Origin of the sequence: Streptomyces sp. NPDC057877, assembly GCF_042796855.1 — a bacterium.
Classification (GTDB): domain Bacteria; phylum Actinomycetota; class Actinomycetes; order Streptomycetales; family Streptomycetaceae; genus Streptomyces.
In genome coordinates, this window is sequence record NZ_JBHVMS010000004.1 from 48,062 (window position 1) to 61,357 (window position 13,296).

The 13,296-nt window shown below is 69.6% G+C and carries 12 protein-coding genes and 1 other RNA gene; 7 read left to right on the top strand and 6 right to left on the bottom strand.

The genetic code is table 11. The features are described from left to right. Nucleotides 1-264: 264 nt before the first annotated feature. Nucleotides 265-885, top strand: coding sequence for an LPXTG cell wall anchor domain-containing protein (locus tag ACFVQG_RS11710; protein ID WP_383379921.1), 621 nt, complete (start codon nucleotides 265-267; stop codon nucleotides 883-885). 148 nt (nucleotides 886-1,033) lie between these two features. On the opposite strand, the gene ACFVQG_RS11715 is transcribed toward ACFVQG_RS11710, so the two are convergent. Beyond that, on the bottom strand, nucleotides 1,034-1,228 hold the full coding sequence (locus ACFVQG_RS11715) for a hypothetical protein (protein ID WP_383379924.1): 195 nt from the start codon (nucleotides 1,226-1,228) through the stop codon (nucleotides 1,034-1,036). Nucleotides 1,229-1,451: 223 nt separating this feature from the next. Here ACFVQG_RS11715 and ftsE point away from each other — a divergent pair, with 223 nt between their 5' ends. The 6 genes from ftsE (at nucleotide 1,452) to ACFVQG_RS11745 (ending at nucleotide 6,639) form a co-directional block, all read left to right on the top strand. Continuing rightward, complete coding sequence (ftsE, locus tag ACFVQG_RS11720; protein ID WP_210925726.1) at nucleotides 1,452-2,141, top strand: cell division ATP-binding protein FtsE; 690 nt, start codon at nucleotides 1,452-1,454, stop codon at nucleotides 2,139-2,141. A gap of 34 nt (nucleotides 2,142-2,175) precedes the next feature. Further along, nucleotides 2,176-3,093 (top strand): permease-like cell division protein FtsX, encoded by a 918-nt coding sequence (gene ftsX / locus ACFVQG_RS11725; RefSeq protein ID WP_383379927.1) that lies wholly within the window; start codon nucleotides 2,176-2,178, stop codon nucleotides 3,091-3,093. A 67-nt stretch (nucleotides 3,094-3,160) separates the two neighbouring features. Continuing rightward, nucleotides 3,161-4,342, top strand: a complete 1,182-nt coding sequence (locus tag ACFVQG_RS11730; protein WP_383379930.1) for a S41 family peptidase — start codon at nucleotides 3,161-3,163, stop codon at nucleotides 4,340-4,342. Between the two features lie 56 nt (nucleotides 4,343-4,398). Continuing rightward, on the top strand, nucleotides 4,399-4,878 hold the full coding sequence (gene smpB, locus ACFVQG_RS11735; protein ID WP_383379933.1) for an SsrA-binding protein SmpB: 480 nt from the start codon (nucleotides 4,399-4,401) through the stop codon (nucleotides 4,876-4,878). Between the two features lie 102 nt (nucleotides 4,879-4,980). Next, nucleotides 4,981-5,380, top strand: a transfer-messenger RNA (tmRNA) gene (gene ssrA, locus ACFVQG_RS11740). Nucleotides 5,381-5,649: 269 nt separating this feature from the next. Beyond that, complete coding sequence (locus tag ACFVQG_RS11745; protein WP_383379935.1) at nucleotides 5,650-6,639, top strand: alpha/beta hydrolase family esterase; 990 nt, start codon at nucleotides 5,650-5,652, stop codon at nucleotides 6,637-6,639. A gap of 42 nt (nucleotides 6,640-6,681) precedes the next feature. On the opposite strand, the gene ACFVQG_RS11750 is transcribed toward ACFVQG_RS11745, so the two are convergent. Genes ACFVQG_RS11750 through ACFVQG_RS11770 form a run of 5 tightly spaced genes read right to left on the bottom strand, consistent with a single transcriptional unit; the run spans nucleotide 6,682 to nucleotide 13,076 of the window. Then, entirely contained in the window at nucleotides 6,682-7,692 is a 1,011-nt protein-coding gene (locus tag ACFVQG_RS11750) for a LacI family DNA-binding transcriptional regulator (RefSeq protein ID WP_383379938.1), read from the bottom strand. Further along, the gene (gene yicI, locus ACFVQG_RS11755) at nucleotides 7,692-9,941 is read right to left on the bottom strand and encodes an alpha-xylosidase (protein WP_383379941.1); all 2,250 of its coding nucleotides are present in this window, start codon (nucleotides 9,939-9,941) and stop codon (nucleotides 7,692-7,694) included. Before yicI ends, ACFVQG_RS11750 begins: the two co-directional genes overlap by 1 nt. Before the next feature lie 44 nt (nucleotides 9,942-9,985). After that, complete coding sequence (locus ACFVQG_RS11760) at nucleotides 9,986-10,810, bottom strand: carbohydrate ABC transporter permease (protein ID WP_383379944.1); 825 nt, start codon at nucleotides 10,808-10,810, stop codon at nucleotides 9,986-9,988. Continuing rightward, the gene (locus ACFVQG_RS11765) at nucleotides 10,807-11,781 is read right to left on the bottom strand and encodes a carbohydrate ABC transporter permease (protein ID WP_383379947.1); all 975 of its coding nucleotides are present in this window, start codon (nucleotides 11,779-11,781) and stop codon (nucleotides 10,807-10,809) included. The genes ACFVQG_RS11760 and ACFVQG_RS11765 overlap by 4 nt, the downstream gene beginning before the upstream one ends. Further along, entirely contained in the window at nucleotides 11,778-13,076 is a 1,299-nt protein-coding gene (locus ACFVQG_RS11770; RefSeq protein ID WP_383379950.1) for an ABC transporter substrate-binding protein, read from the bottom strand. Before ACFVQG_RS11770 ends, ACFVQG_RS11765 begins: the two co-directional genes overlap by 4 nt. Nucleotides 13,077-13,296: the final 220 nt, after the last annotated feature.

Below are 13,296 nucleotides of genomic sequence, written 5' to 3' on the forward strand. Positions count from 1 at the left end.
CGTAAAACGCTCGCAACTGCCGCCTTCTGGGTGGCAGTTGCCGTTTACATCACACCCACACACTTCAACTCCCCGGCATACAGCACCAAGGCGGACATTGCGTACGCAACGGCCTTGACGCTTCTTTGAAAAATGGGAAGGGTAAAGCTCGGCATGCGTATCTGCGGGGCGCATGTGAACCGGGGGGCTTCACGACAGCTACCTCCGTCGATCACGGCCCCGAGCGCCGCCCAATTGACGATGAGCTACTGGGGGTAGCAGACAATGACCAAGAAGACGCGGATCCGGATCGCGCGCATCGCGGCCGGTGCCGTGATCGCCGCCGGTGCCTCGCTGACCGCCGCGGGCGCCGCATCCGCCGCCGAGGGCGAGACCGAGGACTGCATCCTCGGCGTCCTGTGCAGCGAGGACGAGTCGCCCAGCCCGAGCCCGAGCGAGCCGGACCCGGACCCCTCCACCTCGGAGCCGGACCCCGGTCCCAGCATCCCGGACACCCCGGACCCCTCCACCTCGGAGCCGGAGACCGAGGACCCGGAGCCCACCGAGCCCGAGGACCCGGTCGAGGAGGAGCCGAGCAACCCGGGCAACGGGAACGGCAACGGCGGCGGGAACGGCAACGGCGGCAACGGTGGCGGCAACAGCAACACCGACCCCGACGGCGGCTCCGGCGACTCCGCGCAGGGCGAGGGCTCCTCGGCGCTGACGGACACCGGCTCCGAGCCCTCCGTCGAGCCGTCCGCCCAGGGCGGTGGCGAGGAACTGGCCGAGACCGGTGCCGCGCAGACCACCTTCCTGCTGGTCGGCGCCGCGACGATGATCGCCGGTGGTATCGGCTTCCGCGTACTGCCGCGCCTCATGGGCGGCCGGGGCGGCGCCGCCGCCTGACGGTAGCCGAGCGCGTACACCGAGCGAGCCGCGCGTACCGACGTGGCGGGTCGCGCGTATACGCGAAGCGAGCCGCACACATACACACAGCGAAGGGCCGGAGCATCCAGCTCCGGCCCTTCGTGGGTCTTCTACGCGGTGACCGCGCTCACGCGGTCTGGTGGGCCGCCAGCAGCGCCACCGCCGCCACCAGGACCGCCAGCAGGGCGATCAGCGCCGCCGGGGTCAGGGCCGCGAAGGGGTTCTCCTGCTGGAGCCGCTCGCGGTTGGCCCGGCACACGGGGCAGCGGCCCTCACTCACGGGTGCGGCGCAGCTCGCGCACACCAGCCGGTCGTACGTCATGCGCTCGCCCTCCTCGTGCCGGTCACACCCTTACAACGCCCGCGGAAACGCGAACGTTCCCCTCCCACTGTGCCAGGTTCCCCCGGAAAGGGCGCGGGCGCTCGGAGAGGCGGTCGGGAACAAAAGCGCACAAGCCCCACACAACCGCTACCGGTGCCTGCGCTGGTGCACCCGGTTCGCGTATGGTCACGCTCATCTACCCCCGGCGACCCGTGGTGCATCCGTGATCCGATTCGACAATGTCTCCAAGGTCTACCCCAAGCAGACCCGCCCAGCCCTCAGGGATGTCTCCCTGGAGGTCGAGAAGGGCGAGTTCGTGTTCCTGGTGGGATCCTCCGGCTCCGGAAAGTCCACTTTCCTGCGGCTGATCCTCCGCGAGGAGCGGTGCAGCCACGGCCAGGTGCACGTCCTGGGCAAGGACCTCGCCCGTGTCTCCAACTGGAAGGTGCCGCAGATCCGGCGCCAGCTGGGGACGGTGTTCCAGGACTTCCGGCTGCTGCCGAACAAGACCGTCGCCGAGAACGTGGCCTTCGCCCAGGAGGTCATCGGCAAGTCGCGCGGTGAGATCCGCAAGTCCGTGCCGCAGGTGCTCGAACTCGTCGGGCTCGGCGGCAAGGAGGACCGGATGCCGGGCGAGCTGTCCGGTGGTGAGCAGCAGCGCGTCGCCATCGCGCGGGCCTTCGTCAACCGGCCCAAGCTGCTCATCTGCGACGAGCCCACCGGCAACCTCGACCCGCAGACCTCCGTCGGCATCATGAAGCTGCTCGACCGCATCAACCGGACGGGCACCACCGTGGTGATGGCGACGCACGACCAGAACATCGTGGACCAGATGCGCAAGCGCGTCATCGAGCTGGAGAAGGGCCGTCTCGTCCGCGACCAGGCGCGCGGCGTCTACGGCTACCAGCACTGACGACCGGCTCCACGGAAAGGCTTAACGAGACGCCATGCGCGCCCAGTTCGTACTGTCCGAGATCGGTGTCGGTCTCCGCCGCAACCTGACGATGACGTTCGCGGTCGTCGTCTCCGTCGCCCTGTCGCTCGCCCTGTTCGGCGGGTCGCTCCTGATGAGCGACCAGGTGAACACCATGAAGGGCTACTGGTACGACAAGGTCAACGTCTCGGTGTTCCTGTGCAACAAGAGCGACGCCGAGTCCGACCCCAACTGCGCCAAGGGCGCCGTCACCAAGGACCAGAAGGAACAGATCCAGACCGACCTGGAGAAGATGACGGTCGTCGACTCGGTGACGTACGAGTCGCAGGACGAGGCCTACAAGCACTACAAGGAACAGTTCGGGGACTCCCCGCTCGCCAGTTCGCTCACCCCGGACCAGATGCAGGAGTCGTACCGGATCAAGCTGAAGGACCCGGAGAAGTACCAGGTCATCGCGACCGCCTTCGACGGGCGTGACGGGGTGCAGTCCGTGCAGGACCAGAAGGGCATCCTGGACAACCTCTTCGGGCTGCTGAACGGCATGAACTGGGCGGCGCGCGCGATCATGGCGCTGATGCTCGTCGTCGCGCTGATGCTGATCGTCAACACGGTGCGCGTCTCGGCGTTCTCCCGTCGACGGGAGACCGGCATCATGCGCCTCGTGGGCGCCTCCGGCTTCTACATCCAGGCGCCGTTCATCATGGAGGCCGCGGTCGCCGGGCTCATCGGCGGCGGGCTCGCGTGCGGATTCCTGCTCGTCGGGCGGTACTTCATCATCGACAACGGCCTCGCGCTCTCCGAGAAGCTGAACCTCATCAACTTCATCGGCTGGGACGCGGTGCTGACGAAACTGCCGCTCATCCTGGCGACCAGTGTGCTGATGCCCGCGTTGGCAGCGTTCTTCGCGTTGCGCAAGTACCTGAAGGTGTGACGTAACCCAAGAGGGCCGTACGGTCAACGGGCCGTGCGGCCCTTCGCGTTGTCCTAGACTCACCGCCATGTCAGGCCGAGACCTGTTCTGTCCGCCCCGCCGCGTACGCCGCGGGGCCGCCCTGACATTGGTCTTCGCGAGCGTCCTGGTGGCCGGTGCCGCGACCGGCTCGCTGCCCGGCTCCGACCGCGAGCGGCGGCCCGACGCCGGGCGCACGGCCGCCGCCGCGAGCAGCCACCCCGAGGAGGTGGCGCGGGCCGCCGAGGAGGCCATGGAGTCCGGTCAGTCACCGGTGGAGGCCGCCCAGCGGGCCGTGAGCCGCAGCGGGGACCGGTGGGGCGCCGTGTACTCCAAGGGTGAGTACGAGGAGTTCGAGGACGCCCTCGACGGCGAGTACACCGGCGTCGGGCTGTGGGCGCGACGGGAGCGGGACGGCCGCATCCAGGTGATAAAGGTGCACTCCGGGTCACCGGCCGCCGCCGCCGGGATCCGCGTCGGGGACCGGCTGCGCAGCGTCGACGGGAAGAACGTCGACGGGCGGCCGGTCAGCGAGGTCGTCGCCCTGCTGCGCGGCGACGCCGAGGACACCGACGCGCCCGACGCCACCGCCGGATCCACCGTCCGGCTCGGTGTGGAACGCGGCACGCGCGCGTGGAGCCTCACCCTGCGACGCGCCCGGGTGTCCACCGACTCCGTCACCGTGCGGCGGCTCCCCGACGGCGCCACCGTGATCAAGGTCGCCGCCTTCACCAAGGGCTCCGGCGACGCCGTGCGCGAGGCGGTGCGCCGGGCCCCCGAGGGCGACGGCGTCGTCCTGGACCTGCGCGGCAACTCCGGCGGCCTGGTCAGCGAGGCCGTCACCGCCGCCTCCGCCTTCCTCGACGGCGGCCTGGTCGCCACCTACGACGTCGACGGCGAGCAGCAGGCCCTGCACGCCGAGCCCGGCGGCGACACCGCCAGGCCCCTGGTCACGCTCGTCGACGGGGGCACGATGAGCGCGGCCGAGCTGCTCACCGGCGCCCTCCAGGACCGCGGCCGGGCGGTGGTCGTCGGCTCGCGCACCTTCGGCAAGGGCTCCGTGCAGATGCCCAGCGAGCTGCCCGACGGCTCGGTGGCCGAGCTGACCGTCGGCCACTACCGCACCCCCGGGGGCCGGGGCGTGGACGGGCAGGGCATCACCCCCGACCTGGAGGCGGGGCAGGAGGCCCTCAGCCGCGCGGAGACGGTGCTCGACGGCCTCGGCCAGTAGCACCCGCGTAAACGGCTTCCCCCGCACCCCCTCCATGGTGCGAAAATGGCCACACTATGGCTAAGGAAAAAGGGCGCAAGCTGATCGCGCAGAACAAGAAGGCGCGGCACGACTACCTCATCATCGACACCTACGAGGCCGGGATGGTCCTCACCGGCACCGAGGTGAAGTCGCTGCGCCAGGGACGGGCCTCGCTCGCCGACGGGTTCGTGCAGCTCGACGGCCACGAGGCATGGCTGTACAACGTGCACGTGCCCGAGTACAGCCAGGGCACCTGGACCAACCACAGCGCCCGCCGCAAGCGGAAGCTGCTGCTGCACCGCGCGGAGATCGAGAAGCTGGAGTCCAAGTCCCAGGAGTCGGGGCACACCATCGTGCCGCTGGCGCTGTACTTCAAGGACGGCCGGGCGAAGGTCGAGATCGCGCTGGCGAAGGGCAAGAAGGAGTACGACAAGCGCCAGACCCTGCGCGAGAAGCAGGACCGCCGCGAGGCCGAGCGCGTGATGTCGGCGGTACGCCGCAAGCAGCGCGCCTGAGCCCTGGCCGGGGCGCCGGGAATACGCTGGCATCCGCCCGCGTTGTTCACGTACGATGGCACTCGACCCCACAGCGGGTCAGCGTGATTGAAAAATCAACATGGGGATGATCGGTTTCGACAGCGGCTGTCGAAGCAGGGGAAGCGTGTCGAGGAAGCGGCCATGATCTCGTAAACCACAGGCCGAAAAAAATAATCGCCAACACCAAGCGCGATTCCTCCCAGCAGGCCTTCGCCCTCGCTGCCTGATAGGCAGCGCGAGCGAGCCTCCTACTAAAGGGAGTGTCAGCCCGGGGCTGTTCCCGACCCGGATCCTGGCATCGACTAGGGGACTAAACCTCTAAACCCGGTCACGGGGTATAGAGGGAAACCAAACAGTGACTGAGCCCGTCGGAGACTTGTCCGCGTGATCTCCGGGGCTGAGAAAAGCGCAGCGGACTGCACACGGAGAAGCCCTGGTTCCGCACCGTTGGACGCGGGTTCGATTCCCGCCATCTCCACGAGGTCGAGGGCGACATGGCTCGCGGAAAGCGCGAGCCCATGTCGCCCTCGTCGTTTCTGCGCGGTTTCGCCCCGCGAGGCGCGGGCTTCGCCACCCGCACCCCCGTGCTGGGAGCGGGCCGGAGAGTTCGCGTTGCCGCCGGGAAGATCCACAGTTCCCAGTGATCACATACGACGAGGACCCAGTGGTGTACAGCCACCGGGTCCTCGTCGTGTTTGTGGGGCCCGACCCCATATCGAGGGATCGTTCACGCTTCTACGGTCCCTCCTCATGACACGAACCCCCACGACACAGACCAGAGCCGCGACCCTCCTCACCGCCCTGGCCGCCCTCCTCTCGGTGCTGCTCACCCCGACCCCGGCCGCCGCGGCCTCCCTCCAGGAGGTCACCGGCTTCGGCGGCAACCCCGGCGCGCTGAAGATGTACCGCTACGTCCCCGACGGACTGCCCGCCGGGCGACCGGTCGTCGTCGCCCTGCACGGCTGCACCCAGAACGCCCCCGGCTACGGCACCGGCAGCGGCTGGCTCCAGCTCGCCGACCGCCACGGCTTCTCCGTCGTCCTGCCGCAGCAGCAGAGCGCCAACAACCTCTCCAGCTGCTTCAACTGGTTCCAGAGCGGCGACATCACCCGAGGCCAGGGCGAGGCCGCCTCGATCGCCCAGATGATCGACCGGCAACTCGCCGACACCGGCGCCGATCCCTCCCGCGTCTATGTCACCGGGCTGTCCGCCGGGGGCGGCATGACCTCCGTGATGATGGCCACGTACCCGGAGAAGTTCGCCGCGGGCGGCGTCGTCGCCGGGCTGCCGTACGGCTGTGCGCAGGCCGCAGGATCGCCGTACGTGTGCATGTACGTCGGCGCCACCCAGACCCCGAAGCAGTGGGGCGACCGGGTGCGGGCCGCCCGCCCCGGCTACACCGGGCCGTGGCCGACGCTCACCGTCCTCCAGGGCACCGCCGACTACACCGTGAAGCCGGTCAACATGACCGACCTGACGCGCCAGTGGACCGATGTGCACGGCGCCGACCAGACCGCCGACGTCAGTGACACCGTCGCCGGATACCCGCACCAGGTCTTCCGGAACCCGGCCGGACGCGCGGTCGTCGAGACGTACTCCCTGACCGGCATGGGCCACGGCCAGCCCGTCGACCCCGGCGCCTCCGCCACCCAGTGCGGCACCGCCGGGGCCTACTTCCTGGACGTCAACCTGTGCGCTGCCCACCGCCTCGGCACGGCGTGGGGGCTCACCTCGGGCTGAACCGTCCGGGGTGGCGGGGCGGGGCCGTACGGACAGTGACCGTCACCCGAGACTCCGCCGTGCCGTACTCGCCCGCACCGTCAGCCGCGCGGCCAACAGCGTCGCCCCGTCCACGGGCGCCCCGTCCAGCTTCCGCATCAGCAGCTCCACGGCCCGCGTACCGATCTCCGCGGACGGCAGGGCGACGGAGGTCACGGGCACGCGCACCGACTCGGCCAGCTCGGGCGGGCAGATCGCGGTGACCGACAGATCGTCGGGCACCCGCAGCCCGAGCTGCTCGAAGGCGTCGATCAGCGGTTCGAGGACGGGCTCGTTGTGGACGACGACGCCGGTCAGCGCGGGCTGTTCGCGCAGCAGCCGTTCGGCGGCGGTGCGGGCGGCGGCGGGGGAGGCCTCGCAGGGGTGGACGACGGACGACAGCCGGTGCCGGTCCGCCGCCGCCGTGAACCCCTGCACCACGCGTTGCGCGAAGGCGGTGCGCCGCACGTACACCTCGGGCGGTGAGCCGACCGGCGCGACCGTCCGGTGCCCGAGGGACGCCAGATGCTCCACGCACAGCTCCCCGGCCGCCTTGAAGTCGAGGTCGATGCAGGTCAGCCCGGTGGCATCGGCCGGGAACCCGATCATCACGCTCGGCCGCTCCAGGGAGCGCAGCAACGGCAGCCGGGGGTCGTCGAGCTGGACGTCCATCAGGATCAGCGCGTCCACCAGCGCCGTGTCCGCGACCCGCCGCAGCCCTTCCTCGCCCTCCTCCTGGGTGAGCAGCAGGACGTCGTGGTCGTGGGCGCGGGCGGTGGTGACCACGGACACCGCGAACTGCATCACGACCGGGACGTGGATACCGGCGCGTAAGGGCACCACCAGCGCCAGCACGTTCGACTTGCTGCTGGCGAGGGCGCGGGCCCCGGCGTGCGGGCGGTAGCCGAGGGCGCGGATGGAGTCCTCGACGCGGCGCCGGGTCTCCTCGGAGATCGGGCGCTTGCCGCTGAGCGCGTAGGACACGGTGCTGGGGGAGACCCCGGCGTGCCGGGCCACATCGGTGATCTTCACCATCAGCCCAGCTCCAGGGTGAGGAACCCGCTCCCCGCCGCCGCCCGTGCCTGACGCTCCCCGGCGGCCAGCGCCCACGGGGCGGCCGGGTCACTGCACGAGGCCCGCAGCAGGTCCCCTTCGCGTACGACGGTGAAGGTGACGTCGCCGACGGGCACCGTCACCCGCGCGCCCCGCTGAAGGCCGTACGCCCGCAGCGTCACCCCGTCGGCGTGCGGATAGTCGGGCCGGTCGGCCACCGCGCCCACCGGGATCACCGCGCCCGGCCGCACCAGCAGCGGCACGCTGTCGAACCCGTGCCGCTCGCGCACCCAGCGCGGCCCGGTCACCGTCTCGCCGGTCACGAAGTGCGTCCAGGTGCCCTTGGGGACGTAGTACGTGACATCCCCCTCGTCGCTGAACACCGGCGCGACCAGCAGGTCCGGCCCGAGCATGTACTGCCGCTCCAGATGCGCGCACCCGGGGTCGTCCGGGAACTCCAGCACCATGGCGCGCATCACCGGCGTCCCCTCGGCGTGGGCGGTCCGGGCGGCCTCGTACAGGTAGGGCATGAGCCGCAGCTTCAGGGCCGTGAAGTGCCGCAGCACGTCCACCGACTCCTCGTCGAACAGCCACGGCACCCGGTAGGAGGAGCTGCCGTGCAACCGGCTGTGCGAGGACAGCATCCCGAAGGCCAGCCACCGCTTGAACAGGGCGGCTGTCGGGGTGCCCTCGAAGCCGCCGATGTCATGGCTCCAGTAGCCGAACCCGGAGAGGCCGAGCGAGAGCCCGCCGCGCAGCGACTCCGCCATGGACTCGTACGTCGCCTCGCAGTCGCCGCCCCAGTGCACCGGGAACTGCTGGCTCCCGGCGGTCGCCGACCGGGCGAACACGACCGCCTCGCCCTCGCCGCGGTGCTTGCGCAGCACGTCGAAGACGGTGCGGTTGTAGAGGTACGTGTAGTAGTTGTGCATCCGCTCCGGGTCGGAGCCGTCCGCCCACACCACGTCCGTGGGCACCCGCTCCCCGAAGTCGGTCTTGAAGCAGTCCACGCCCTGCGCCAGCACCGCCTCCAGCTTGGCCGCGTACCAGTCCCGGGCGGCCGGGCTGGTGAAGTCCACCAGCGCCATCCCCGGCTGCCACAGGTCCCACTGCCAGACACTCCCGTCCGGCCGCCTCAGCAGGTGTCCGAGCGCCTTGCCCTCCGCGAACAGCGGCGAGCGCTGGGCGATGTACGGGTTGATCCACACGGAGACGTGCAGCCCGCGCTCCTTCAGCCGGGCCAGCATGCCCTCCGGGTCCGGGAAGACCCGCGGGTCCCACTGGAAGTCGCACCAGTGGAACTCCCGCATCCAGAAGCAGTCGAAGTGGAAGACCGACAGCGGCAGTTCGCGCTCCCGCATGCCCTCGATGAAGGAGGTGACGGTCTCCTCGTCGTACGACGTGGTGAACGACGTCGACAGCCACAGCCCGAACGACCAGGCGGGCGGCAGCGCCGGACGGCCGGTGAGGGCCGTGTACTTGCGCAGGATCTCCTTCGGGCTCGGGCCGTGGATGACGTAGTACGTCAGCTCCTGCGCCTCCACGCTGAACTGCACCCGGGAGACCGTCTCCGAGCCGACCTCGAAGGACACCTTGCCCGGGTGGTCGACGAAGACGCCGTAGCCCGCGTCCGTCAGATAGAAGGGGACGTTCTTGTAGGCCTGTTCGGTCGCCGTGCCGCCGTCGGCGTTCCAGATGTCGACGACCTGGCCGTTCTTGACCAGCGGCCCGAAGCGCTCACCGAGGCCGTAGACGCAGGTGCCCACGCCCAGACCGAGCTGCTCGCGCAGGTAGTGGGCGCCGGTCGCGTCCCGCATGATGCCGATGCCCTTGGGGCCGCTGGTGGTGAGGGTGCGGCCGTGGGCGAGGAAGTCGACGTGCCAGGGGCCGCCGCGGGCGATGCGTACCGACAGGTCGCCGGAGGTGAGGGTGGCGTGTGCGTCGTCGTACGACAGCTGGGGCGTGAAGTCGGTGCGGGTCAGGTCGAACCGGGGGCCGCGCGGCTGCTCGCCCTCGAAGTGGGTGACGGTGACGCCGATGACGTCCGGCATCGGGGCGTGCGCGGTGATCGTCACGACCGGTCCCTTCAGCAGGTCGCCGCGGTGGCGGATGGGCTGGGTCGGCGCGTGGACCTCCAGGGCGCCGCCCTGGTCCGCGACATCGAGGACCTCGACCGGGTGGGCCGCGGTGACGCCGTCGCGGAGCAGCCAGTAGCCGTCGGTGAACTTCACGTGGGGGGTCCCCCTTCGGTTGAGGGTCGCTTGACCGCTGCGGGTTACTTGACCGCGCCCACGGCGATGCCGCGGGTGAGGGTCCGTTGGAAGACGAGGAAGAAGACGATCGCGGGGAGCACACCGAGCAGGGCGGCGGCGTTGGTCATGGTGGCGTCCATCAGACGCTGGCCCTGGAGGACACCGAGGGCCACCGACACCGTCTGGTTGTCGTTGGAGATCAGCATCACCAGCGGCAGCAGGAACTCGTTCCAGGTCCAGATGAAGAAGAACACCAGCAGCACCCCGAGGGTGGGGCGGCTGACGGGCACCACGATCCGCCACAGCACCTGCCACCTGCTGGCGCCGTCGATCCGGGCGGCCTCGATGATCTCGCGCGGGAACTGCCCGAGCACGGAGGCGAGCAGATACGTCCCGAACGCCGCCTGGATCACCGTGAACACGATGATCACGCTCAGCCTGGTGTCGTAGAGGCCGACCTCCTTGCTGAGGTAGTACACCGGGTAGACCAGCGCCTCCTGCGGCAGCATGTTCGCCAGCACGAAGAACGCCAGCACCCAGGTACGGCCCCGCACGCGCCCGATGCCGATCGCGTACGCGTTCAGCACCGACAGGACCACCGCGAGGACGGCGACCGAGCCGCTGATCAGCACGGAGTTGAACAGCTTCTGCCCGTAGTCCACGCGCTCCCAGAAGTCGCGCAGGCCGTCGAGGTACAGGCCCTCGGGCAGGCTCAGCGGGCCGTTCTGCGAGTACTCCGCCGGGGACTTCACGGCGTTCACGGCGACGATCAGAAACGGGACGATCATGAAGAGGGCGGCGATGGTCAGCGCGACCAGCACCGGGTAGCGGCGCAGGGCGGTGGTCATGTCCTCAGTCCCTCCTCGGCGTCCTCGGCACGGGTCTGGAGCTTCAGCCCGAGCAGGGAGAGCGCAAGAATGACGATCGTCAGCACCGTCGAGATCGCGGCGCCGTAGCCGACCTGGGTCTTCTCGAAGAACGTGGTGAAGGAGAAGTAGGACGGCACGTTCGTGGCCCCGCCGGGCCCGCCCTTCGTCAGCACGTACACCGCGCCGAACACCTTCAGGGCGGCGATCGAACACCACGTCAGCACGACGTACGTCTCCGGGCGGATCTGCGGCAGCGTGATGTGCCAGAACCGGCGCCACCAGCCCGCCCCGTCCAGCTCCGCCGCCTCGTACAGCTGCGGGTCGACGCGCTGCAGCCCCGCCATGAAGACCACCAGCGGGAAGCCGAGCTGCACCCACACCAGGATCGCCATCACGGTGTACAGCGCGAGATCGGGATCACCCAGCCAGTCCTGCTGCCAGGAGCCGAGGCCGACGGCCTTCAGCAGCTCGTTGAGGGAGCCGTTCTCCGGGGCGAGGATCCAGCTCCACACGATGCCCGCGACCGCGATCGGCAGCACCTGCGGCAGATAGAAGCAGGCCCGCAGCACGGCGACCGTCTTCGTACCGAAGTGCTTGCCGACGTAGTCGAACAGCGCCGCCGCCAGCACCAGCCCGACGACGGTCGGTACGGCCGCCATCGCCACCACCATGAACAGGCTGTGCCGGAACGACGCCCAGAACTCGCTGTCGTCCAGCAGCTCCCGGTAGTTCTCAAGACCCGTCCAGTCGTCGGCGCCCGGTGTGCCCACGCCCTGCCAGTCGGTGAAGCTGACGCCGGTGTTCATGGCGAACGGCAGCACGATCACGGCGAGGAAGGCGAGCGCGCCGGGCAGCAGGAAGAGGGCGTAGGAGTCGCGGCGGGGGCGGTTCCCGGTGACCTGCCGACGCGTCTTCGAGGCCGCCCCCCGCTTCTCGACGGTGACCGTCATCGCTTCGGTACGCCCTTGTCGTACGCCTCCTGCAACGCGTCCAGGTACTCGTCCGGGGACGCGCTGCCGGTGATCAGCTTCTGCGTCTCCGAGACCAGGACGTCGTAGTAGCCGGTGACCGGCCAGTCCGGGTAGAAGGCGAGTCCGTCGCGCCCGGAGAGGGTGTTGAAGTCCTCGATCAGCTTCTTCGACTGCGGGTCCGTGATCGCCTCCGCGTCGGCCGCGACGGGCACGCCGCCGTTGTTGCCGAGGAGGTTCTGGATGCGCTTGGTCAGGGTGATGTCGATGAAGTCGTAGGCGAGTTCCTTGTTCTCGGCGCTCTTGGGTACGACCCACAGATTGCCGCCGGAGCCCAGGGTGAGGTCGGAGCCCGGCCACAGGAAGGTGCCCCAGTCGAAGCCCGCCTCCTCCTGGAAGCGGCCGTACCACCAGGAGCCGGAGAACAGGATCGGCGCGTCGCCCTGGAGGAAGGAGACCCCGGCCGCCTCCGCCTTCGTCCCGCTGGACGTCTTGGCGATATAGCCCTTGTCGACCCAGTCGGCGAAGGTCTCGGCGGCGTACGTCCAGGCCGCGTCGTGGAAGTCGGTCTCGCCCTCGTACAGCTCGTAGGCGTCGACCCAGGCGCGGTCCGCCTGGGAGAGGGCGAGCTGGTAGAGGTACTGGTGGGCTATGTACTCGGCGCCCGCGTTGGCCAGCGGGGTGACGCCCGCGTCGACGAACTCGTCCATCGCGGCGGTGAGTTCGCCGAGGGTCGTGGGCTCCTCGATGCCGTGCTCCTCGAAGAGGTCCTTGTTGTAGAACACCATCGTGTACTCGGCGTAGTTCGGGACGCCGTACCACTTGCCGGAGCCCATGACGCCGTTCTCGTCGTACACGCTGGTCGTGCGGACGCCGTCGCTCAGCTTGTCGTCCCAGCCGCGTTTCCCGGCCTCCGCGGTGAGGTCGGTGAGCAGGCCCTGCTTGGAGAGCAGGCCCGCGGTCGCGTTGCCCTTGTTGTACTCCATGAGGTCGGGGGCGTCGGAGGAGTTCAGGACCATGGGCGCGGTCTTCTGGATCTGCTCGAAGCTTTTCTCCTCGAACTTCACCTTCACGCCCGGGTGCTTCGCCTCGAACTCCTTGATCGCCTCCGTCCAGGCGACGCCCATCGCGCTGTTCGGGGCCTCGTAGTGCCACAGGCGGAGCGTCTTTCCGTCGCCGCCGCCCGAGCCGCTGTCCGCATCGCCGCAGGAGGTCAGCAGCAGTGATCCGGCAAGGATCACCGCCGTCGCCACCACGCGCCGTCGTGCCGTCAACATCCTGTGCCTCCAGGGGAGCCGGATGGGAAGAGGGCATCGCTCGTCGAACGTGTTCGACGAGCGATGTCGAAGCGCTTCGACAGCTGAAGGTAGGAGTGGGGCGGGGTGGCGTCAATGGGTGGCACCGGGATTGGTGAAGCGGTTCGATCGAGCGGACGGGGTGGGAGTGGGTTCGCGGCGCGGGGTGGGGGTGGTCGGGTGCGGGGTCGGGCGAGGGGTC